The 22368-nt window shown below is 65.1% G+C and carries 16 protein-coding genes; 4 read left to right on the forward strand and 12 right to left on the reverse strand.

Features of this window, described 5'->3' with window-relative positions; all coding sequences use genetic code 11:
• Positions 1-5 precede the first annotated feature (5 nt).
• Together AC1D08_RS07800 and AC1D08_RS07805 are read right to left on the reverse strand one after the other, a co-directional pair.
• Positions 6-989: an ABC transporter permease gene (locus AC1D08_RS07800; RefSeq protein ID WP_477422891.1), complete on the reverse strand. Its 984-nt coding sequence runs from the start codon at positions 987-989 to the stop codon at positions 6-8.
• A gap of 154 nt (positions 990-1143) precedes the next feature.
• The gene (locus tag AC1D08_RS07805) at positions 1144-2226 is read right to left on the reverse strand and encodes a sugar ABC transporter substrate-binding protein (RefSeq protein WP_095080563.1); all 1083 of its coding nucleotides are present in this window, start codon (positions 2224-2226) and stop codon (positions 1144-1146) included.
• A gap of 211 nt (positions 2227-2437) precedes the next feature.
• Here AC1D08_RS07805 and AC1D08_RS07810 point away from each other — a divergent pair, with 211 nt between their 5' ends.
• Positions 2438-4033, forward strand: a complete 1596-nt coding sequence (locus tag AC1D08_RS07810; protein ID WP_457151237.1) for a GMC family oxidoreductase — start codon at positions 2438-2440, stop codon at positions 4031-4033.
• Between the two features lie 5 nt (positions 4034-4038).
• On the opposite strand, the gene AC1D08_RS07815 is transcribed toward AC1D08_RS07810, so the two are convergent.
• On the reverse strand, positions 4039-4869 hold the full coding sequence (locus tag AC1D08_RS07815; protein WP_457151236.1) for an NAD-dependent epimerase/dehydratase family protein: 831 nt from the start codon (positions 4867-4869) through the stop codon (positions 4039-4041).
• A gap of 158 nt (positions 4870-5027) precedes the next feature.
• Here AC1D08_RS07815 and AC1D08_RS07820 point away from each other — a divergent pair, with 158 nt between their 5' ends.
• Complete coding sequence (locus tag AC1D08_RS07820; RefSeq protein WP_095080558.1) at positions 5028-5759, forward strand: FadR/GntR family transcriptional regulator; 732 nt, start codon at positions 5028-5030, stop codon at positions 5757-5759.
• Positions 5760-5792: 33 nt separating this feature from the next.
• Here the strand turns inward: AC1D08_RS07820 and kdgD are convergent, their stop codons facing one another.
• The 4 genes from kdgD to AC1D08_RS07840 all read right to left on the reverse strand — a co-directional run bounded on the left by kdgD (position 5793) and on the right by AC1D08_RS07840 (position 9931).
• On the reverse strand, positions 5793-6725 hold the full coding sequence (kdgD, locus tag AC1D08_RS07825) for a 5-dehydro-4-deoxyglucarate dehydratase (RefSeq protein ID WP_457151235.1): 933 nt from the start codon (positions 6723-6725) through the stop codon (positions 5793-5795).
• 85 nt (positions 6726-6810) lie between these two features.
• Complete coding sequence (locus AC1D08_RS07830; protein ID WP_095080556.1) at positions 6811-7638, reverse strand: ATP-binding cassette domain-containing protein; 828 nt, start codon at positions 7636-7638, stop codon at positions 6811-6813.
• The gene (locus AC1D08_RS07835) at positions 7635-8708 is read right to left on the reverse strand and encodes an ABC transporter permease (protein WP_457151234.1); all 1074 of its coding nucleotides are present in this window, start codon (positions 8706-8708) and stop codon (positions 7635-7637) included. Before AC1D08_RS07835 ends, AC1D08_RS07830 begins: the two co-directional genes overlap by 4 nt.
• A 131-nt stretch (positions 8709-8839) precedes the next feature.
• A complete protein-coding gene (locus AC1D08_RS07840) occupies positions 8840-9931 on the reverse strand; it encodes a sugar ABC transporter substrate-binding protein (RefSeq protein WP_457151233.1) in 1092 nt (363 codons plus the stop codon).
• 185 nt (positions 9932-10116) lie between these two features.
• On the opposite strand from AC1D08_RS07840, the gene AC1D08_RS07845 reads away from it, so the two are divergent.
• Positions 10117-11145: an aldo/keto reductase gene (locus AC1D08_RS07845; RefSeq protein ID WP_457151232.1), complete on the forward strand. Its 1029-nt coding sequence runs from the start codon at positions 10117-10119 to the stop codon at positions 11143-11145.
• Positions 11146-11237: 92 nt separating this feature from the next.
• On the opposite strand, the gene AC1D08_RS07850 is transcribed toward AC1D08_RS07845, so the two are convergent.
• Positions 11238-11393 carry a YjiS-like domain-containing protein gene (locus tag AC1D08_RS07850; protein WP_457151231.1) on the reverse strand — a complete coding sequence of 52 codons (156 nt, stop codon included), beginning with the start codon at positions 11391-11393 and terminating at the stop codon, positions 11238-11240.
• A 234-nt stretch (positions 11394-11627) separates the two neighbouring features.
• Between AC1D08_RS07850 and AC1D08_RS07855 the strand changes: the two genes are divergently transcribed.
• Positions 11628-12497: a LysR family transcriptional regulator gene (locus AC1D08_RS07855; protein WP_477422894.1), complete on the forward strand. Its 870-nt coding sequence runs from the start codon at positions 11628-11630 to the stop codon at positions 12495-12497.
• Between the two features lie 41 nt (positions 12498-12538).
• On the opposite strand, the gene AC1D08_RS07860 is transcribed toward AC1D08_RS07855, so the two are convergent.
• The 4 genes from AC1D08_RS07860 to AC1D08_RS07875 form a co-directional block, all read right to left on the reverse strand.
• Positions 12539-14278: a tetratricopeptide repeat protein gene (locus AC1D08_RS07860; RefSeq protein ID WP_477422896.1), complete on the reverse strand. Its 1740-nt coding sequence runs from the start codon at positions 14276-14278 to the stop codon at positions 12539-12541.
• 47 nt (positions 14279-14325) lie between these two features.
• Entirely contained in the window at positions 14326-15738 is a 1413-nt protein-coding gene (locus AC1D08_RS07865) for an HlyD family type I secretion periplasmic adaptor subunit (RefSeq protein ID WP_457153051.1), read from the reverse strand.
• A gap of 21 nt (positions 15739-15759) precedes the next feature.
• Entirely contained in the window at positions 15760-18066 is a 2307-nt protein-coding gene (locus tag AC1D08_RS07870) for a peptidase domain-containing ABC transporter (RefSeq protein ID WP_457153050.1), read from the reverse strand.
• Between the two features lie 215 nt (positions 18067-18281).
• Positions 18282-22368: beta strand repeat-containing protein (locus AC1D08_RS07875; RefSeq protein WP_477422898.1), on the reverse strand; the 4087-nt coding region annotated here is incomplete at its 5' end.

The following is a 22368-nucleotide window of genomic DNA, read 5'->3' on the forward strand; positions in this document are numbered from 1 at the left end:
GGCGGTCACTTGACTATCCTGAGGCGGACGCGGTCGAGCGACAGCGCCACCGCGGCGATGATCATCAGGCCCTGCACCGTCTGCTGGATGTAGGGCGAAATGCCGAGCAGGATCATGCCGTTGGCAAGCACGGTGACGATCAGCACGCCGATCAGCGTGTTGACGACGCCGCCTTCGCCGCCGGTCAAGGCCGTGCCGCCGACGACGACGGCGGTGACCGCGGCAAACAGCCGGCCGTCGCCGATGACGGCATGCGACTGGCCCAGTTGTGCCGCGGCAAGCACGCCGGCAATGCCGAAGAAGAAACCGGCCAGCGCGAAGGCGGTGATGCGCACGCGCACCACGTTGACGCCGGAGAGCTTGGCGACGTCCTCGTCACCGCCGATGGCCAGGATGTGGCGTCCGAGCTTGGTGTGATACTGGATGACGGCGGCGAGCAGAAACGCGCCGGTGGCGACCCACACCGCCAGCGGCAGGCCGAGGAAGCGGGCCAATGCCAGCTCGCGGATCGAGGCATCGTTGAGACGGATCGCCGAGCCGCCGAGCATATAGACCGACAGGCCAAGGCCGATGAACCACATGCCGAGCGTGGCCATGAAGGACGGGATGCGCAGCATGGTCTGGACGAGGCCGCTGACGAAACCCATGGCGGTGCCGGCGACGACCGCGGCCAGCACCGCCCACCAGCCATAGTCGTTGCCATTGCTGTCATTGGCGGCGAGCAGCACCACCACCATCGCCGAGACCGACAGCGTGCCCTCGACCGAGAGGTCGATGCTGCCCATCAGGATGATGAAGGTCAGTCCCATCGCCAGCGTCAGCGGCACGGCGGCCGAGTTGGCGAGGCGCACCAGGTTGCGCAGCTCGATGAAATTGGGATTGGCAATGGCGATCAGCAGGCAGAGCACGACCAGCACCGCCAGCGGCGCCAGGCTGCGCCAGCGCCTGCCACCGAACATGGTGGCGATGCGGCCGGGGAGAAATGTCATAAGCGTCGTCCGCTCGATGTCCGAAACGGACTTCAGGGGTTCTGTATGGATTGTCAAGAAACCGCTTCCCGTCTGCTGATGACCATCGCCGGTGCGATGCACGACGACTGTAAAGGGGAGCGGGCCGCCAGGGAGCAGCAGCCCGCCCCGGCGGTCAGGTCCGGATGGCTCCGGTCACCCGACCCCAAAGATCGTTCCAGTCGATCTCCGGCTTGGCGTCGACATTGGTCTTGTAATATTCCTCGACATTGTCGTGCGAGATCAGCACCGCCTTGCCGTAGAATTCGCGGTGCTCCGGCGGCTCCTTGACCGGGTCGAACTTGCCGATCTTGGCGTTGTAGCCGATGGCCAGCCCCATGCCGCCCTGCCAGAACGGATCCGAGGTGACGGTGCAGGCGAACTCGCCGGTGCGCACCGCGTCGACCGCCGTCTTGATGCCGTCGACACCGACGATCGGCACCTTGCCGGCGAGGTTTTCGGCGCGCAGCGCCTCGAGTGCGCCGGAGCCCATGTCGTCATTGGCGGCCCAGATGCCCTTGATGTCGTCGCCGAAGCGAGTGAGCAGATTGCCCATCAGGTCGAAGGCTTCGGTCGATTTCCAGTTGGCGACCTGGAAGTCGAGCAGCTTGATGTCGGGATTGGCGGCGAGCGCCGCGTCGAGGCCCTTCTTGCGCTCGATCGCCGCCGTGGTCGAGATCAGGCCGCCGAGGGCGACGATGCCGCCCTTGCCGCCGATGGTCTTGAACAGGATCTCGGCGATGGTCTTGCCGCTTGCAATGCCGTCGAACTCGATGTGGGAAACATAGTTCGGGTTGAAGTCCTTGGGATGCAGATCCGCCGGCTTGTTCCATTGCGTCACGACATAGGCGCCGGCCTTGGCGCAGGCCTCGACGATCGGGCGGGCATCGGGCGTGTCGTTGGGATCGGAATTGAGCACCATGTTGCCGCCGGTCTTGGCCAGCATGGCCTTGATGTCGGCGATGCCTTTCTCGCTGTTGCCTTCCGAGACCAGCGTGACGTGTTCGAGACCGGCCCATTTGGCGTAGGCCTCGGCGCCCGTCTTCCACACCGCGTGGTAGGGGTTGGACAACGAGCGGATCGACGTCACCAATGTCGGCTTTTCCTGCGCGCGCAAAACCTTTGGCATGGCGAGCGCCGCCATTCCGGCGGTGGCGCCCATCATCAGCGTCCGGCGGCTGACCGCACCCGAAAGCGTTAAACCTGTCCTGTCCTTCATGTATCGAACCTCCCGATTGAATTCTGTTTCCCGCCCGGCGGCTTGCGCGGGGAGCGCGGCCGGGCCTCCGATCGACGGGTTGCCAAGCTCCTCACTTGTACGACAACCCTTCAACACTGCAACCATACCCTTTCTCTTGACGCGGCACAAGGGACTTGAGATCGTCGCGCACACGAGGGGGCGCCGATTGTGCCCACATGAGGGAGCGAGAATGCCGGATTACATCATCGTCGGCGGCGGCTCGGCCGGTTGCATTCTGGCAACCAGGCTGAGCGAGGATCCCGACCTGTCCGTCGTCCTGCTGGAGGCCGGGCCGCGGGACACCGATCGCTACATCCATCTGCCGGTCGGCTTCTTCAAGATGACGGCCGGGCCGCTGATCTGGGGCTATGACACGGCGCCCGGCAAGGCGATCGAGGGCCGCACCATGGTCTATCCGCAGGCGCGCGTGCTCGGTGGCGGTTCCTCGATCAACGCCCAGGTGTTCACCCGCGGTTGCCCGCAGGATTACGACGGATGGGCGGTCGACGATGGCTGCAGCGGCTGGAGCTACGCCGACGTGCTGCCCTATTTCCGGCGCTCCGAGGGCAACGACACCTTCGCCGGTCCGCAGCACGGCACAGATGGCCCGCTCGGGGTTTCGAGCGGCGCGCCGCATCCGCTGACGCGGGTCTTCGTCAAGGCGGCGCAGCAGGCGGGTCTTCCCTTCAGGGCCGATTTCAATGCCGGCCAGCAGGAAGGCACCGGATTCTACCAGACGACGACGCGTCAGGGGAAACGCAGCAGCACGGCGGTCGCCTATCTCAGGCCGGCGCTCGGCCGCAGGAACCTGACGCTGCGCACCGACGCCACGGTCAGCCGCATCGTTGTCGAGAACGGCCGCGCCATCGGCGTCGAGATCGTCGGCAACGGCAGTACCGAATTGTTGCGCGCCGGGCGCGAGGTGATCGTCACCGCCGGCGCCATCGGCTCCCCCAAACTCTTGATGCTGTCCGGCATCGGCCCGGCCGAGCATCTCGGCACGCACGGCATCAAGGCGATCCACGATCTGCCCGGCGTCGGCCAGAACCTGCATGATCACATGGATGTCGATGTCGTCGCCGAACTCAACGGGCCACACGGCATCGACCGCTACAAGAAGAAGCGCTGGCAGGCGGTCGCCGGCCTCGAATACGCGCTGTTCGGCAAGGGCCCGGTGGCCTCCAACATCGTCGAAGCCGGCGGCTTCTGGTGGGGCGACCATGCGGAGAAGACGCCTGACATCCAGTTCCATTTCCTGCCTGGCGCCGGCGTCGAGGAAGGCATCGGCTCGGTGCCCGGCGGCAATGGCTGCACGCTGAATTCCTACCATGTCCGCCCCCGCTCGCGCGGCAGCGTCACGCTCCGGTCAGCGGATCTGCGCGATCCGCCAATCATCGATCCCAACCCTTTTGCCGAACGCTACGACCTGGAGCGCGCCGTCGACGGCATCGAGATCAGCCGCGAGATCCTGTCCCAGCCGGCCTTCGCCAAATACATCAGCCGGGAGCACCTTCCCGGTGCGGCAACGAAGGGACGTGCGGCGCTGGAAGCCTTCGCCCGCGAACATGGCCGCAGCGCCTACCATCCGGTCGGCTCCTGCCGGATGGGCGGCGATGCGCAAAGCGTCGTCGATCCCGAGCTTCGCGTGCGCGGGCTCCAGGGCCTGCGCGTCTGCGACAGCTCGGTGATGCCAAGCATCGTGTCGTCAAACACCAACGCCGCGGTGATCATGATCGCCGAAAAGGCTGCCGACATGATCGCCGGGCGTGGTCGGTCGCCGGCGTAAGGAGCTCACTCGTCCGGGAACATCGAACGCGGCGGGAAGTCGGCGCGGCTGTAGTCGACAACGATGAACTTGCCGCCCTGGTATCGTTCCACGACCGGATTGTCCGTCACCTTGCCACGCACGCGCTCGGCCTGGCTGTCGGAACTGTCCAGCGGCGTCCAGCCGATCTTTTGCCTGGCATCATGCCGCCAGAAACCGCGGCTGTTGTTGGACTGTCCCCAGATCACCGAGCAGCCGACATGCTCGGCCTCGGCGCAGCGCTCGATCAGGCTGACGAAATCGCCGTGGGATATCCAGGTCGACAGGATCCGTTCGTCGGGAACTTCCGGCAGCACCGAGCCGATGCGGATCAGCACGCTTTCGACCGCATGCTTGTCCCAGTAAAGCCGCGCCAGCATTTCGCCATAGGCCTTCGACAGGCCGTAATAGCCGTCCGGGCGCAACAGGCAGTCCTGGTCGAGAATCTCCGTCCGCTCATAGAGCCCGACCGCGTGCACTGACGACGGAAACACCACGCGTGCCTTCTGGCTGCGCGCCGCCTCGTAGATGTGGTAGCTGCCGCGCAGGTTGGGGCCGAGCACGGTCTCGAAGGACTGCTCGGTGGATATGCCGCCGAAATGCAGGATCAGCCCGCAGCCTTGGGCAAGATCGTTCACCGCCTGCTGGTCCTCGAGATCGACACGATCGAAACTTGCGTTTTGCGGCAGCGGGATTGGCAAGGGCGCGACATCGGTCAGCCGCAAGGTCCAGCCCAGTTCTGCCAGCCTGACCGAAAGCAGGCGTCCAATCGTGCCGGATGCCCCGGTCAGCAGCACCGGTTTGTCGGAGAGAGCCAATCCCTGTCCTTTCATGATAGGGAAATCGGGAGAGATGTTCGTGCCGGCCCGGCAAGGCGAACAGAGGTTGCGCACTTCAGGCGACCGAGGGATGTCGTCATATCACCATATAAATAATCGGTTGCCAAGAACAGCGGTTCGTTTATTGCTTGGTGGCGATGAAACGTTCCTTTGGCCTTCCCCCTCAGATCAGCCGCACGGCGCAGGTGGCCGACTGGTTTGCGCGCGAAATACGCGCCGGCCATCTGACCAGTGGCGAGAAACTGCCGACCGAGCAGGAACTGATCGCGCAATTCGGAGTGAGCCGCACTGTGATACGCGAGGCGATGGCCTCGCTGCGCTCGGAAGGGCTGGTCGTCAGCCGCCAGGGTTCGGGCGTGTTCGTCGCCGACCACGAGGCCAACACCACATTTCGCATCGTCTCCGACGAGCTTCGTTCGCTGACGGAAGTCCAGAACGTGTTGCAGCTGCGGCTCGCCGTGGAACTCGAAGCCGCCGGCATCGCCGCGGAGAAGCGCAGCGACGACGACCTTGCCCGCATGCGCGATTGCCTTGTCGCCATCGACGCTTCGATCGCGGCCGGCGACAGCGCCATCGAACCGGATTTTGCTTTCCACCGGGCGATCGCCTCGGCCACCGGCAATCCCTATTTCGAGCGCTTCATGCATTTTCTGGGACCCGTCATCATTCCGCGCCAGTCGATCCGCCCGCGGACTGAGACGCCGGAGCAGCGGCGGCTTTATCTCGAGCAGGTCCAGACGGAGCACCGCCGCATCTATCAAGCCATCGAGCGGCACAATGTCGAGGCCGCCCGCTTCACCTTGCGCGAGCATCTGGAGGCGGGCCGCGAGCGCTATCGCCGCATGGTCGACGGTTCGGTCAGCTCGTAGCACGGCGTCGAGCCTGACCTTCATTCCGTGATCTCACGCCAGCTCTCCAACCGGCATGCGGCAGGACTGCATGAGCGCCGCGAGCTGCCGTTCTTCATCCACTGTGAGGTCAAGCAGCGGTGACCGGACCGGCCCGCAGTCGATCCCGGCGATGCGCGCACCGGCCTTGACGATCGAGACCGCATAGCCGGCACGCCGGTTTCGGATGGTGAGATAGGGCAGGAAGAAGCTGCGGATGAGGTCGCCGACCTCGGCCATGCGGCCGGCGCGCAAGGCGTTGAAGAAACGCAGCGCCATCTCGGGAGCGAAATTATAGATCGCCGACGAATAGGTCGTCATGCCTATTGCCGCGGCCGCACTGGCATGGACTTCGGCCGTCGGCATGCCGCCGATGAAGATCAGGCGGTCGTCCATCCGGTAGCGCAAGGCGGTGAGAAGCTCGATGTCGCCGACGCCGTCCTTGAGCCCGATCAGGTTCGGGCAATCCTGCGCCAACCGGTCGAGGGTCTCGGGCGTCAGCACCGCATTGTCCCTGTTGTAGGCGATCACGCCGATGCCGACCGAGCGGCAGATGGCGGTCAGATGCCGGCGTAGGCCTTCCTGCTCGGACTTGACCAAATAGGGCGGCAGCACCAGCAAACCGTCGGCGCCGTTGGCCTCCGCGGCCTTGGCGAACTCGACCGCCATATGCGTGCCGTAGCCGACGCCGGCCAGCAGCGGCAGGTGGTCGGGAACTTCATCCGATGCCGCCCGCACGACACGCTTGTATTCCTCGAGCGTCAGCGAGAAGAACTCCCCCGTGCCGCCGGCGGCGAAAAGCCCGCTTGCCCCGGCAGCGCCCTGCTGCGCGACATGGGCGCGATAGCCCTTCTCGTTGAAGGCACCGGCATCGTCGAAGAAGGTCAGCGGAAAGGACAGCAGCCCGCGGCCAAGGGATTTGGTCAGCTCGGTCGGTGAGAACGTCAAAACGAGTACTCCGTATGTGGGGCCGGCAAATCGGCTTGGACAGTTTGGCCGGCAGGAATTTTGGCAGCCGTGGCGTTGGGTGGGTTCATACGATTCCGGGCCGGACTTCGGCCGCGGCGGCGTCGATCGCCTTGCGGCCGAGGCCCGACTTGACGATGCGGATCAATTCCTCCTCGCTGGTGTCGGCCGTGGAGGCGTCCAGCGCGACCTCGCCCGAATGCAGGAAGTTGATGCGGTCGCAGACTTCGAAGATCTGGTTGTAGTTGTGGACGATCAGGATCACCGAGACCTGGCGCTGCTGGCGCAGGTTCTGGATCAGGCCCAGGACATGCGCGCTTTCGCGCACGCCGAGTGCCGCCAGCGGCTCGTCCAGCACCAGGATCCTGGGCGACGAATAGATCGAGCGGGCAACGGCGATGCACTGGCGCTGTCCGCCCGACAGGAGGTCGACGGTGCTGTTGACGCTGGGGATCGAGATGCCCAGCGTGTCCAAGTAGAGTTGAGCCTGTTCGCGCATCTTCCTGTTGTCGAGCAGGTTCAGCCCCAGGATGCGCTTGTGGTATTCGCGGCCGAGGAACATGTTGTGGAAGACGCTGAGGTCGCCGATCAGCGCCAGGTCCTGGTAGACGGTTTCGATGCCCTGGGCGCGCGCGTCGCGCGGCGAGGCGAAACGCACCTCCTTGCCTTGCGAGACGATCGTGCCGGTATCGGGCTGGTGAAATCCTGACAGGATCTTGATCAGCGTCGACTTGCCCGCGCCATTGTCGCCGACCAGGGCCAGGACCTCGCCCCGGCGCAGCTTGATCGAGACGTCGACCAGCGCTGTGACGGCGCCGAAACTCTTGGAGATGTTGGACATTTCCAGGACGACGGGCGCATCTGGCGCGAGCGGCGGAATGGTCTGCGTGTTCATAGGCGCCTCCGTGTGCGCAGCCGGTCGACCTGGATGCTCAGGATCATCGCCGCGATGATGGCGGCGCCCAGATAGATGTCGGAAACGGTGGCCTGGGCGCCGATCATCACCAGGCCGTTGTTGAGCGAAGCGACCACGAACGCGCCGATCAGCGCGCCGATGACGGTGCCGGAGCCACCCAGCAGCGAAGTGCCGCCGATGACTGCCGCGGCGATCGCCTGCAAGGTGAGGAACGGGCTGCCGGCCTGCGGGTCGGCTGAGGTAAACTGGGCGGTGTTGATGATGCCGGCGAAGGCCGCGCAGCCGCCGGCGATCATGAAATTGTAGATCTTCATGCGATCGGTCCGCACACCGATTTCGCGCGCGCCGATGATGTTGCTGCCGGTGGCAATCGTGTGCAGACCGAAGGTGGTGCGGTTGAGCGCCAGTGCCAGCGCCAGCACGATCAGCACCGCCCACAGGAAGGGCGTGAAGGCGGTCACGCCATGCCAGGAGAGGAGCGCATCCGACGGCTGGTAGAGGCTCTGCCCAAAGATCGCGTTGAAGGGCTGCTCGACCGGCGCCACGATCGGCTGGCTGTTGTAGATCGAGACGACGATGCCCTGCAGGAAGAACAGCATGCCGACCGTGGTGATCAGCGACGGCACGCGGAAACGCACCGTGATGATGCCGTTGATGGCGCCGACCAGCACGCCGATCAAGACGCCGACAACGGCGCCGACGGCCAGCGGCACGCCCCAGGTGACCGACATCAGCGCCATGACATAGGGCGCGATCGAGAAGATGGCGCTCAGCGAAAGGTCGATCTCGCCGGTGATCATCAGCATGACTTCGGCAGCGGCGATCAGGCCAAGCCGGCCGGTGTCGCGCAGCACGACACTCATGAATTGCGGCGACAGGAATCCGCCATCGCTGCCGACCTGGAAATAGACCACAAGCACGATGGCGACGACGGCGATGCTGGCCTCGCGATAACGGGAAAGCAGGATGAGCAGCCTCTCCGTCATCGTCTGCGGGACTTTGACGCCAACGGCGCCCTTCCCGGCTTTTGCGATTGCGATTGGCGGCACTCTTGTCTTCCTGATTTCGAATTCTGGGCGGGGATCGGCGACGGGCAAGCCGGCGGCAGTCAGCGGCGCCCTCGCTACGTCATCGGACAATGACGTGGCGAGGGCAGGAGTTTTCGCTTGGCTGAACTGCGTCAGGTCGGCTCGACGTCGCTGCGGCCCTCGAAGCGGGACTTGCCGACATAGGCGTCGACATTGTCCTTGGTCACATAGGCCTGGCTGGTGTCGCTGTTGGCCGGACCGACGAGACCGCCCGACAACTTGTAGAGATACATCTGCTGGACCGGCAGGAAGCCCTGCAGATAGGCCTGCTGGTCGGTGGTGAAGTTGACATCGCCGGACTTGATGAAGTCTAGCGTCTGCGGGAAGAGGTCGAAGCCGGCCACGGCGCCGCCGGCTTTCACCAGGCCATATTTGTTGGAGATGAAACCGCAGGCGTAGGTGTCGGAACCACCGGTGCCGAACATGCCCTTCACGTCCTTGTGGCTGAGATAGTAGCTCTCGACGCGCGAGATTTCGGTTGCCGGATCGGGCCCGGTGTTGACGACATCGTAAGTGACGCCGCTGCCGCTGTCCTTGATCGCCTGGATGTAGCCGTCGAGGCGCGGCTGCGTGTTGAGCGAGCCGGGCACGCCGATCGACAGCATGACGTGGCCGCCCTTGGGGATCAGCTTCAGCCACTTCAGCGCCGAGTTGTATCCGGACTGGTAGAGCGGCTGGCCGACATAGGACAGCCGCCTGTTGGGGCTGCCGACCGGCACGTCGGCGTTGAAGGCGACGACCGGAATGCCGGCCTGCGCGGCCATGTCGGTGGCCGCATCGAAGGCAGTCGGATCGACCAGGCAGACGGCGATGCCGTCCGACTTCTGCGCAATCGCGGTCTGCATGGCGCTGACCATCTCGGAGACGACGTTCTTCTGCGAACCCGTCCACTGGTAGCTGCAGCCAAAGGCCGCGCAGGCGTCCTGGATGCCATAGACGGTCGGGGTGAAGAACTGGTCGAGCGTCACATGGCAGACGAAGTGGAACTTGTAGGGCTTCTTCGGCAGGCCTGCCGATGAATCCGCAGCTTTCGCGGCGCTGACGCCGCCGGCAAGTCCGGCACCCGCCAATCCGCTGGCCAGGCCGGCGGCACCGAGGCCGAGTTTGCCGGCCAGTTCGAAGGCACTGCGCCGGCTGATGGCGGCATTGACCATCTCCATCTGGTTTTTCGTTTCGTCGTCCACTTGGTTCCTCCCTCTTCGTTTTGCGGGCCTGCCCACATTTGTCATCTGGTTACATTGTTATATGACAACTTTTGTGTCAATGCTTTTTCGACACCGGATTCACGACCGGCCTTTTCGCGGCCCGAGCGTGGTGCGGGAAGCCGCTTGGCCGGCACGAAGAACAGCAGCGATCACAGGAAGAGAAAATGGCTGAAATCGAATTCAGGGCTGTCGCGAAGAACGGCCTGAAGGTGACGACGATCGGACTAGGCGGCACCGGGCTGGGCAATATGTATCGCGCCGTCGACACCGACGCCGCGGTCCAAACGGTGCACGCGGCCTATGACAATGGCATCCGCTATTTCGACACAGCACCCGTCTATGGCTTTGGCGTGAGCGAGACCCGGCTTGGGCTGGCGATCAGATCCTTACCCCGCGCGGACATCGTCATCTCGTCGAAGATCGGCTACGACCTCGTGCCGATCCCGCCCGAGGACCTTCAGCCGGCGCTGTGGGACCAGCCCGGCTCATTCCGCGCCGAGTTCGACTATTCGCGCGACGCTGTGATGCGTTCGCTCGAAGGAACGCTGAAGCGCCTCGACACCGACTATGTCGACATGGTCTCGATCCATGATCCGGACGAAGCCATTCATTTCGGCACCGGCGAGGATCCCTATGCCAGAAGCCGTTTCAGGGAAGCGATGGAGGGCGCCTATCCGGCGCTCGACGAATTGCGTTCGCAAGGCGTCATCAAGGCGGTCGGCGTCGGCATCAACCAATGGCAGATGCTGTCCGATTTCGTCGTGGCGGGCGCGTTCGACTATTTCCTGCTGGCCGGCCGCTACACCTTGCTCGAGCAGGAACCGCTGGCGACCTTGCTGCCGCTGTGCGCGCAGCGCGGCACCAGGATCATCATTGGCGGACCCTACAATTCCGGCATCCTGGCCACCGGCGCCGTCAAGGGCGCAACCTTCAACACCAGGCCGGCGCCGGAACCGGTGCTCGAGCGCGTCCGCCGCATCGAGGCGATCTGCATCAGTCACAAGGTGTCGCTGCCGGCGGCCGCGCTTCAGTTCCCACTCGGCCATCCTCTCGTATCAAGCGTCATTCCGGGCGCGCGATCAGCCGACGAGTTGAAACAGAATCTGGCCTACCTGCGCGAGGACATTCCGCCGGCTTTGTGGGCCGATCTCAAGCAGGCCCGGCTGATCGAAGCCGGCGCACCGGTACCTTGAGCGCCGCTCGGTAGCCAATAGAGCGGTTCTGCGTCTGCTTGAAACGGCGGAACCGCACTAGGCGGTCTCGACGAATGCCCGCCTCCACGATCTTAAAGACGCTGGCTGGCTTGGCGGGCGCGCTTGCGGATATCCTGGCGAGAAATGCCGGCATCCGCCAGCGTGCTGTCCGACACATGCCTCAAGCGCGCAAGCGTCTGGCGATAGGCCCGCCAGCGGGCGAAACGGCGTCGAAGTTCATCCAACATGATTGTCTCCTCTGGCGCGTGGATGGCCAGTGCGCATGGTTGGTCGAAAGCGCAAAGCATCCGTGCCAAGCGCATGCGCGATCGAAGGGATTGCACTGCTTGCTGGCCAGCCGATGTGCTTGGGCACGGTCCCGCCAGGCAGGATTGTCCAACGCCTCCAAGGCCTGCATACTTGCGTATGATGCCTGCTTCGCGCTACAGCCAGGGTCGAAAGGAGTTTTTCATTTCTGCAAAATGGATATCGGCTGGGACGATCTAAGGTTGTTTCTCGACGTTGCGCGGCTGGGTGGCCTGAGCGCGGCGACAAGAACCACGCGGCTCAGCGCGGCCACCCTCGGACGACGCGTCACCGCGCTCGAAAAGCAGATCGGCGAACCGCTGTTCGTGCGCCAGCAGACCGGCTACCAACTGACCCCGGTCGGCGAAGAACTGCTGCGGCGCGCCGAGGACGTCGAGGCGGCAATGCAGTCGCTGACCCGCTGGCGCGAGGGAAGCCTGCCCGACCGCATCGTCCGCGTCTCGGCTGGGCCTTGGACCTCGGCCTTCGTCTCCGCCCATATCGGCGAGATCTGGACGGTCGATGACGGCATCAGGGTGGAACTCGTCACCACCACCGACCGGGTCGATATCGGACGCCGTGCCGCCGACATCGGCATCCGAAGCGAGCGCCCGACCGAACAGTGGCTGGCCGGCCGTCTAAGCGGCAAGGTCGCCCACGCCATCTATTCCGGACGCCACCTGATCAACGGCATTGCCGCCGGGCTGTTCGTCGGCGTCACCGGCGAAGGGGCAAACATTGCTTCGGCGCGCTGGCTGCAAGCCCATCATGGCGACCGCATCGCGGTGCGCGGCAACAACACCCATTCGGTGCGCGAACTGGTGGCCGCCGGCGCCGGCCTTTCGGTCTTCCCGTGCTTCGTCGGTGACAGCGATCCGCGGCTGGTTCGCGTCGCCCACCCTATCCCCGAACTCGAAACAGATCAGTGGATCGTCACCCATCACGAGGAGCGTCACGCCCCGCCGGTGCGAAAAGTAGCTGACCGGATTGCCACCTTGATGCGGGCGCACCAGCCACTGTTTCGCGGCGAGACGCCGATCCGGTAAGCGCGTCGCGTGGCAAACCTGTAGCGACGGCCACACCAGCCTCAAATCGACGCGAACTCGGCGAGTTCGTCGACGGCTTCCTGAACACCTTGTGCAGCCGCCCGCTCGAACCACACGCGACCGGCTACCGGGTCGTGGTCCCCTGCAAGACCATTGGAAAGATAGCGCCCGAGCATGAGTTGGGCCTGGCCATGTCCCCGCTCGGCGGCGGCGGTGAACCATTTCTGCGCTGCCGCCGGGTCGAGTGACAGACCCTGGCCGCTCCCGTACAGGGCGCCGATCGCAAACATCGCCCCGACGTGATCGGCCGCGGCTGCCCGCTTGAACAACTGCGCCGCAGCCACGGGCAAGGATGCGCCGCCGCGCCCATTGAGGAGCATTTCGGCAAGCGCCACCTGCGCGTCGACCATGCCGGCGTTGGCCGCCCGCTCAAACCAAAGACGGGCCTGTTTCTGGTCGGCGGCCACGCCGCGCCCATCCTGAAGCATGCGCGCATACGCATATTGCGCCTCGGCCACGCCTTCGGCCGCGCGCCTCACCCATTGCGCCGCCTGCTCCTCGTCCTTTCGCACGCCGACGCCCTGGGCAAAGCAGAGGCCGAGGTTGAAGGCTGCAACCAGATCGCCCGACGAGGCGGTCGCCTCGAACCATCCGGCAATGCTGGCGCGGTCGCGGTCGTCAGGCTCGCCTGCCCCTTCGAGGACCAGATTGGCAAAGTCGACCTGCGCTTCCTGATTTCCCGCATTTGCGGACGTGCGCAGCCAGCGCGCTCCCTCCTCGACGTCCTGGGCGACACCGTTTCCCGAGAGATAGAGCGATGCCAAGGCGCGGGCGGCGGCCTGATGGCCTGCATCGGCCGCGCGTCGATACCACGTCGCGGCCTCCGCATAGTCCGGCTGCGAACTCTTCACGTAGCGATCGCCGAGACGGTAGGCTGCCTCGATGTTTCCCGCCAATGCGGCGCGCCGCAGCCACGCCTCGCCGGCCGCGATATCCTGGTCTGCAAGGCCACCATCGATGAGCCCCAATCCCAACCGGAACTGGGCCGAGGGAAGGCCTTTCTCCGCGGCGAGATGATACAGTCGCGCCGCTGCCGCTCGATCGACCGGCACGCCACGCCCATGCTCGGTCAGCACTCCAAGAAGGTAGATTGCGGTGGGCAGGCCGGCGTCGGCAGCGCGTCGAACCTCGGCGGCAATCTTGTCCGCTTGCCCAGGTTGCCTGCGCCGGGCGAGGGAAAGAGCAAGGCCCAGGCATCCCTCGGGGCAGCCGGCGGCCGCGGACTTCTCATACCAGCCATGCGCCGCATCGAGGTCGCGCATCGCTTCGGGGCCTCTGCTGAGGATATAGCCGAGGATTGCCTGCCCGGTCGCGGAGCCGGCTTCGGCTGCTTTTTTCGCGAGACCGAGCGCCGGCGCGAATTCCGGCTGCCGCGAGGAATCCCGTTCGAACAGGCTTTCCGATCCGATGCGATTGCCGTCGGGCTCCTGTGTCGCCAGTCCAGCCACGTAAAGCGCGGCGAGAAGTGACTGCGCATCGGGGCTGCCGTGATCGGCCGCTCGCCGCAGCCAGCGCGCGCCTTCCGACCGGCTCGGCGGCACACCCAAACCTTCGAGATAGCAACGAGCGACCCGGTATTCGGCCTCGGTGATGCCGGCGCGTGCGGCAATTGCCATCAGCGGAAAGGCTTCTGAAGGCTTGCCGCTGTCAGAAAGCTTTATCGCCCGGCGCAACACCAGCGCCGGCGGGGCAAGGGCAGTCAGCCGGTCAAGGATTGCCATCGATGCGAGAACTCATACCTCCGTTTGTCGCGGCACGGCACCCAAGCCTATGGCTCCCGCATCGCTTCCTGGCCTACGGGGAGCATGGCGCCGAGAATGTACTTGAGGACGGTGCGACGGCCGACCTTGACGTCAGCGGTCACCGGCATGCCGGGGCTGATCGTGAAACTGGCGGGCACGCCATGGAGGGCGACCTGGTCGATGGAAATCTGCGTGCGATAGAACAGGTCAGTGTCCGATGGCAGCATGGCCAACGAGCTGTTCGGGTCGCGCGCTTGTTCGCGAGCCGAGAAGGAATCCGGGCTGACCGCGCGCACAGTGCCATGAGCCAGGCCATATTGCGAATAAGGAAAGGTGTCGAACTTGATGGCCACGGGATCGCCGACGTGGACGAACCCACTGGTGCGACCGACAATGTTCGTCTCGATCTCCAGCACCGCGTCGTCCGGCACCAGCGTGATCAATCGGTCGCCGGACTGCAGGATCGAGCCGACGGAGACCTTGGCTACCGACTGGACGATGGCATCCGCCTCGCTCTTCAGCTCGACCAGCTGTTTGCGCAGCTTTGCCTTGTTGAGAAGCTCGCGGGCGTCCGACATGCGCGATCCCGCCTCAGACAGGCCCTGCGAGACTTCGGCGCGCCAGCTCTGGATGTAGCCATCGCGGTCGGCGGACACCGTCGCCTGCTGTCGCTTGGCGGCTTCCGATGTCTGCAAGGCGTTGCCGAGCGCCCGGGACATTTCCGCCGAGTTGTCCTCGGCCATAAGCGTGTTGAGGCGGCTCCCCACCTGTCTTGCTTCCAGTTGCTTGCGCATCTGCTCGATCGAGGCCGCGACGGCCAGCCGCTGGCGGTAGCCGTCAGCATCGGACTGGGAACGCGAGATCACGGAACTGAGTTCATCGTTCTGCCGGTCGAAACTGGCCAGCTTGGCGTCGTAGACGGCTTTGCGGCGATCATAGATCGACGCCTGCAAGGTCCAGCTCGGGTCCAGGCCGTCATAGTTGAAGGGCTTGCCGTCGGCCTCCGCCTTCAACCGCGCCACTTCGGCCTCAAGCGTCGAAACCTGTGTCGCCAGCGCGGTGAGGTCAGCCGAGGCGAAGGTCGCATCGAGGCGCGCAAGCGTTTGACCGGCTCGCACGCGCTGTCCTTCGCGTACCTCGATCGAGCGCACGATCGCCGTCTCAAGCGGCTGCACCACGATGTTTGGCGATTGCGAGACCACGAGCCCTCTGGTGGTGACGACCTGATCGACCGGTATGATCCCTGCAAGTGTTATCAGGGCGATGACCATGCTCAAGATGATGTAGACGATGCTGCGCGCCATCCGCGGAACAGGCGCATTGGCGATAGCCGTCGACGGCCACTGGAATTCCAGGATGGCGGGCATCGTCGGATCGCTCGGTTCTGTCCGGCGCCGGCGGGCGGGAAGGCTGGATTGGGTGATGCTGATGCTGCTCATGGGGCGCCCCGAAGCCGATGCTCAAACAAGTCGCGGCGGCACGGCGGCCAGACGACCGTGACGGCTGTCGAGATGTCGGTTCTGCTGCAACCAAAGCTGGCGGTAGAGCGCGCATCGTTCCAGCAGGGTCGCGTGCGGCGCGACATCGAGGACCTTGCCCTGATCCATGACCAGGATCTGGTCGCACTCGGTCAGCGAGGCAAGCCGGTGCGAGACAATAATCATCGTGCGGCCCCTGGCGATGCGCATGAGATTGGCGCTGACCACCGCCTCGCTCTCCGGGTCAAGCGCGCTGGTCGCCTCGTCGAGGATCAGGACGGTCGGATTGTGGATGAGCGCGCGCGCGATCGCCAGCCGCTGCTTTTGACCGCCCGACAGGTTGGGCGACCCTTCCTCGATATAGGTGTCATAGCCGTTCGGCATGCGTTCGATGAATTCTTCGGCGCCGGCAAGGTGGGCGGCTCGCATGGCATCCGAAAGGGTCAGGCCGGGGCGCCCGGCGATGATGTTGTCGCGAATCGACCCGCGGAACAGGAAATTGTCCTGGAGGACCACGCCGAGCCCCTGGCGAAGGTGACGCAGGTTGATTTCCTTGAGGTCGACGCCATCCAGCTTGAGAAAACCGCTGTAATCGCGATTGATCCCTTGCAGCAGCCGCGCAACCGTCGATTTTCCCGAACCGCTGCGCCCGACGATGCCGAACATCGTCCCTGCCGGAATGTCGAAGCTGACCCGGTCGAGCGCCGGCGTCTTGGTGCCGAGGTAGGAGAAGGTCAGGTCACGGAAACTGATCTCGCCAACGAGCTTCGGCCTTAGGCCGGTCGAATTCGAACTGCTTTCCAGGGGTCGGTTGAGGACGGATCCTGCTTCGCCGATTGCCGCCCCTACCTCCTCGAAGTCCTCGACCAGTCGAGCAAGACCAACGAGAGGCTGCGCGACGCGTTGGGCGATCATCATGAATGCGAACAGGCTGCCGATCATGTAGCCAGAGGTGTCGCTCATCGCGAGATAAGCGCCGATCAACATGGTTCCGAGGACCATCACACGCTCGATTGGTGTGACAAGCGTCTGCGGCCAGTTGGCAAGCTGCCCGAAGGCAAGGCGGGCCCTGCCCGCGTCCGCCACCCGCTCATCCCAAAGCGCCTTGCGTTGCGGCTCCAGACCGAGCGCCTTCACCGTCTTGATGCCGACAACGGTTTCGCCGAGCGCCGCCGACTTCCAGGTCTCCGCTTCGACCACCTGCTGGTAGCTGCGGCGCAGTGGCGCGAGAAAGGCGAAGATGATCAGCATGATCACGCCCGCGCAGGCAAGCACGATCCAGCCCAGCGTGGCGTTGATGTAGAACATCACCGGGATCAGCACGCAGAGCGTGATCAGATCGAGGAACGTGCTGAGGAGTTTTCCGGTCAGGAACTCGCGGATGCGATAGATCTGCGCGAGGTGGTACATCGTCTGGCCGGCCGGATGACGCTCGAAATAGTCGAGCGGCAGACGCAGGAGCCTGCTGAAGACGTGCAAGTTCAGTTTGGTGTCCAGCCGGGCGCCGACGACGTTGATGATCAGCCTTCGGGCGTGGCCGAGGAGCGTCTCGTAAACGAACAGGACGGCGATTATGGCCGACAGCAGCACGAGGGTCGAAACGCTGTTGAACTGCAGCACCTTGTTGACCAACGTCATGACGATGATCGGCGGCAGAACGGTAAGGATGCTGAGCGTGAACGAGGCGATACCGATGTCACGCATGGAACGGCCTTCTAACCGTACCAGGTCGATCAACCAGCGCAGCGTGAAAGGCGCATCGGCCGCGATGTAGGATCGCGCCGGACGCAACAACACCGCCTCACCCGTCCACACCTGCGACAGCCGCAATTCGTCGATGGCGATGGCTTCGTCATCGTCGGGCGCGCCCGCGCTCTTGAGGAAGACGACCTTCCGCTCCGGGCTGGCCCCGGTGAGCAGACCCGCGCCACCGTCATTGAACAGCAGGACGACCGGCCCCGTGTGCTCGAAGCGCAGGAGATGCGACCAGCGGATGCGAAGCGCGCGCGACCACATGCCGCCGTTCTGGGCCCATTGCGAGAGGTCAGCCGCGTTCGGGACCGCGCTTGGGACCGCCGCCCTGAACTCGTTGGGGTCGAGTTCGACGCCATGATAGCGCGCGACCCGCAGCATCGCCTTGAGGCGCGGCTGGATCCGGTCGAACTCGGCGGGTCCGCCTGGAATCCTGGCCGCGTTTTCGCCGTCCGCCCTGCCCGTCGCGACTTCGGCTTCGGTGCCGGCACGGATCGGGACCGGCTGGTTTTCGGCATTCACAGGGACGTTCACCATGGACTTCTCATCCGGTACGCAGGGCGAGGTTCAACAATGCCCGGGCCGAGGCGTTTCAGCCTCGGTTTCCCGCAATGCCCCACTGTACTCCGAACTGATCGGCCGCGCGACTCTCATGCCACTCCTTGTCTTGAGATGATGAACGCGCGAATCCGCTCTCCCGCGTAATCCGCGCGCACGTTTTTCTGTCGGTCGTCTCTCTTCAAGGTTCTTGCTCACTCGTGCGGCTTCAAGAGGTCCTTCAGGGTCTTGGCGGTGTGGTCGTTGCTGGCGAAGCCGGCGCCATGCTTTGTCTGGTCCGAGCTGAGATCCGTGCTCGCCCCCGACGGCTTGTTCTGGTTCTGGCCAAATCCGCTAATCGTCTTGAGGACATTGAGCAGGTCTGTCGTCACGGATGTGGACGCCAGGCCGATCAGGTTGCGGAACGACGCATGGCTGCCGTGATCACTGTTGCCATGTGTCGAGCCCGACTGCAGGAATTTCGCAGCGTCCTTGAGCCCGAGCGACTCGAACGTGACCTTGCCGGCGTGACCGTTACCCGGCTTGCCATCGTGGTCATGCTTGTTGTGTCCGTTCCCTGAATTGCTGCTGTTCTTGTGGTCGTTGTCGTGGCCGTGGCCATTGCCATTGCCATTGTTGCCGTTGCCGTTGTTGCCATGATGGCCATGGTGACCATGCTGGTCATACTTGTCATGGTCACCGCCCCAACCGGTCGCACCAGTCGGACCAGGCGCACCTGTGGAACCGGTGGAGCCCGCCGCTCCGGTCGAGCCGGTTGCACCGGTATGGCCGGTCGCACCCGTCGAACCCGTGGCGCCTGGATCTCCCGTTGCTCCAGTCGCGCCGGTTGCCCCGGTCGAGCCGGTTGCCCCAGTAGAGCCAGTCGCACCGGTCGAGCCTGTCGAGCCGGTATGGCCGGTCGCGCCCGTCGAACCAGTGGCGCCGGTCGAGCCGGTTGCTCCGGTCGAGCCGGTATGACCAGTCGCACCCGTCGAACCCGTGGCGCCGGTCGAGCCGGTTGCACCGGTTGCCCCGGTAGAGCCAGTCGCACCGGTAGAGCCTGTCGAGCCGGTATGGCCGGTCGCACCCGTCGAACCCGTTGCTCCAGTCGAGCCGGTTGCACCGGTATGACCAGTCGCACCAGTCGAACCCGTGGCGCCGGTCGAACCAGTATGACCCGTTGCCCCGGTAGAGCCGGTATGACCAGTCGCACCCGTCGAACCCGTGGCTCCGGTCGAGCCGGTTGCACCGGTCGAGCCGGTATGACCAGTCGCACCAGTGGTACCAGTATGACCCGTTGCTCCGGTTGCCCCGGTAGAGCCAGTCGCACCGGTAGAGCCTGTCGAGCCGGTATGGCCGGTCGCACCCGTCGAACCCGTTGCTCCGGTAGAGCCGGTTGCTCCGGTAGAGCCAGTATGACCAGTCGCACCAGTCGAACCAGTGGCGCCGGTCGAACCAGTATGACCCGTTGCTCCGGTTGCCCCGGTAGCGCCAGTCGCACCGGTCGAGCCTGTCGAGCCGGTATGGCCGGTCGCGCCCGTCGAACCCGTTGCTCCGGTCGAGCCGGTTGCACCAGTAGAGCCGGTTGCTCCGGTAGAGCCGGTATGACCAGTCGCACCAGTCGAACCAGTGGCGCCGGTCGAACCAGTATGACCCGTTGCTCCGGTTGCCCCGGTAGAGCCGGTATGCCCAGTCGCACCAGTCGAACCGGTGGCGCCAGTGGAACCAGTATGACCCGTTGCTCCGGTTGCCCCGGTAGAGCCCGTCGCGCCGGTAGAGCCTGTCGAGCCGGTATGGCCGGTCGCACCAGTGGCGCCGGTCGAACCAGTATGACCCGTTGCTCCGGTTGCCCCGGTAGAGCCTGTCGAGCCGGTATGACCAGTCGCACCAGTCGCACCCGTGACGCCGGTCGAACCAGTATGACCCGTTGCTCCGGTTGCCCCGGTAGAGCCAGTCGCACCGGTAGAGCCTGTCGAGCCGGTATGGCCGGTCGCGCCCGTCGAACCCGTTGCTCCGGTCGAGCCGGTTGCTCCGGTCGAACCCGTAGCACCTGTGGCTCCAGTTGCCCCGGTCGAACCTGTTGCGCCAGTCGAACCCGTGGCACCGGTAGAGCCAGTTGCTCCAGTCGAGCCCGTCGCTCCGGTATCGCCAGTCGCACCTGTGGCACCAGTCGAACCCGTGGCGCCTGTGGAGCCAGTAGCTCCAGTCGAGCCGGTTGCTCCGGTATCACCAGTTGCGCCGGTGGAACCCGTAGCACCTGTGGCTCCGGTTGCACCGGTCGAGCCAGTAGCTCCGGTATCGCCGGTTGCGCCAGTCGCACCTGTGGCGCCGGTATCGCCCGTCGCACCTGTAGCTCCCGTTGCGCCGGTATCGCCGGTTGAACCCGTGGCGCCTGTAGAGCCAGTCGCTCCAGTCGAGCCGGTTGCTCCGGTATCGCCAGTTGCGCCTGTGGCACCCGTAGCACCTGTGGCTCCAGTTGCCCCGGTCGAACCCGTGGCACCCGTATCGCCGGTCGAACCGGTCGCTCCGGTATCGCCCGTGGCACCCGTCGAGCCTGTCGCTCCGGTCGAGCCGGTTGCTCCAGTCGAGCCGGTTGAGCCCGTCGCTCCGGTCGAACCGGTGTCGCCAGTCGAGCCGGTCGAACCCGTTGCACCAGTGTCGCCAGTCGCACCCGTCGAGCCAGTTGCGCCGGTCGAACCAGTCGAGCCAGTCGCACCAGTCGAGCCGGTGGCTCCGGTCGAACCGGTCGAGCCAGTCGCACCAGTCGAGCCCGTCGCTCCGGTCGAGCCGGTATCACCAGTTGCACCTGTCGAGCCGGTTGCTCCAGTCGAGCCGGTCGAGCCAGTCGCTCCCGTCGAACCGGTGGCGCCAGTCGAGCCGGTATCGCCAGTTGCACCTGTCGAGCCAGTCGCACCAGTTGCTCCGGTCGAGCCAGTCGAGCCAGTCGCACCAGTCGAGCCGGTGGCTCCGGTCGAGCCAGTTGCGCCGGTCGCGCCCGTCGAACCCGTGGCGCCCGTCGAACCGGTATGACCCGTTGCTCCAGTCGAGCCGGTTGAGCCGGTAGAGCCGGTATGACCAGTCGCACCAGTCGAACCCGTCGCGCCGGTATGGCCGGTGGCGCCCGTCGAACCCGTGGCGCCGGTCGCACCGGTATGACCCGTTGCTCCAGTCGAGCCCGTCGCGCCGGTATGGCCGGTCGCGCCCGTCGAACCCGTAGCGCCAGTATGACCCGTTGCACCCGTGGCGCCTGTAGAGCCAGTTGCACCGGTCGAGCCCGCAGCGCCGGTAGGGCCGGTCGCACCAGTCGAACCCGTAGCGCCTGGATCTCCCGTCGCGCCGGTGGCTCCAGTGGCTCCGGTATCACCCGTTGCTCCCGTCGCGCCGGTTGAACCCGTGGCGCCTGTAGAGCCAGTGGCTCCAGTCGCTCCGGTCGAGCCTGTGGCTCCGGTTGCACCGGTCGAACCAGTCGCCCCGGTATCGCCGGTTGCACCGGTCGAGCCAGTAGCCCCGGTATCGCCGGTCGCACCTGTGGCGCCGGTTGCTCCAGTCGAACCTGTGGCTCCAGTATCGCCAGTGGCGCCTGTCGAGCCGGTTGCTCCAGTCGAACCTGTGGCTCCGGTATCGCCAGTGGTGCCAGTCGAGCCAGTTGCTCCCGTCGAGCCGGTATCGCCAGTGGAGCCCGTATCGCCGGTCGCACCTGTGGCTCCGGTTGCCCCAGTCGAACCAGTGGCACCGGTAGAGCCCGTCGCTCCAGTATCGCCCGTCGCTCCGGTCGAACCCGTAGAGCCCGTCGCGCCGGTATCACCAGTTGCGCCGGTGGAACCCGTAGCACCTGTGGCTCCGGTTGCACCGGTCGAGCCAGTAGCTCCGGTATCGCCGGTCGCGCCTGTGGCGCCGGTTGCTCCAGTCGAACCTGTGGCTCCAGTATCGCCAGTGGCGCCTGTCGAGCCGGTTGCCCCAGTCGAACCAGTGGCACCGGTAGAGCCCGTCGCTCCAGTATCGCCCGTCGCTCCGGTCGAACCCGTAGAGCCCGTCGCGCCGGTATCACCAGTTGCGCCGGTGGAACCCGTAGCACCTATGGCTCCGGTTGCACCGGTCGAGCCAGTAGCTCCGGTATCGCCGGTCGCGCCTGTGGCGCCGGTTGCTCCAGTCGAACCTGTGGCTCCAGTATCGCCAGTGGCGCCTGTCGAGCCGGTTGCTCCAGTCGAACCTGTGGCTCCGGTATCGCCAGTGGCGCCAGTCGAGCCAGTTGCTCCCGTCGAGCCGGTATCGCCAGTGGAGCCCGTATCGCCGGTCGCACCT

The sequence above is a fragment of the Mesorhizobium sp. P2_E6 genome, assembly GCF_056403835.1.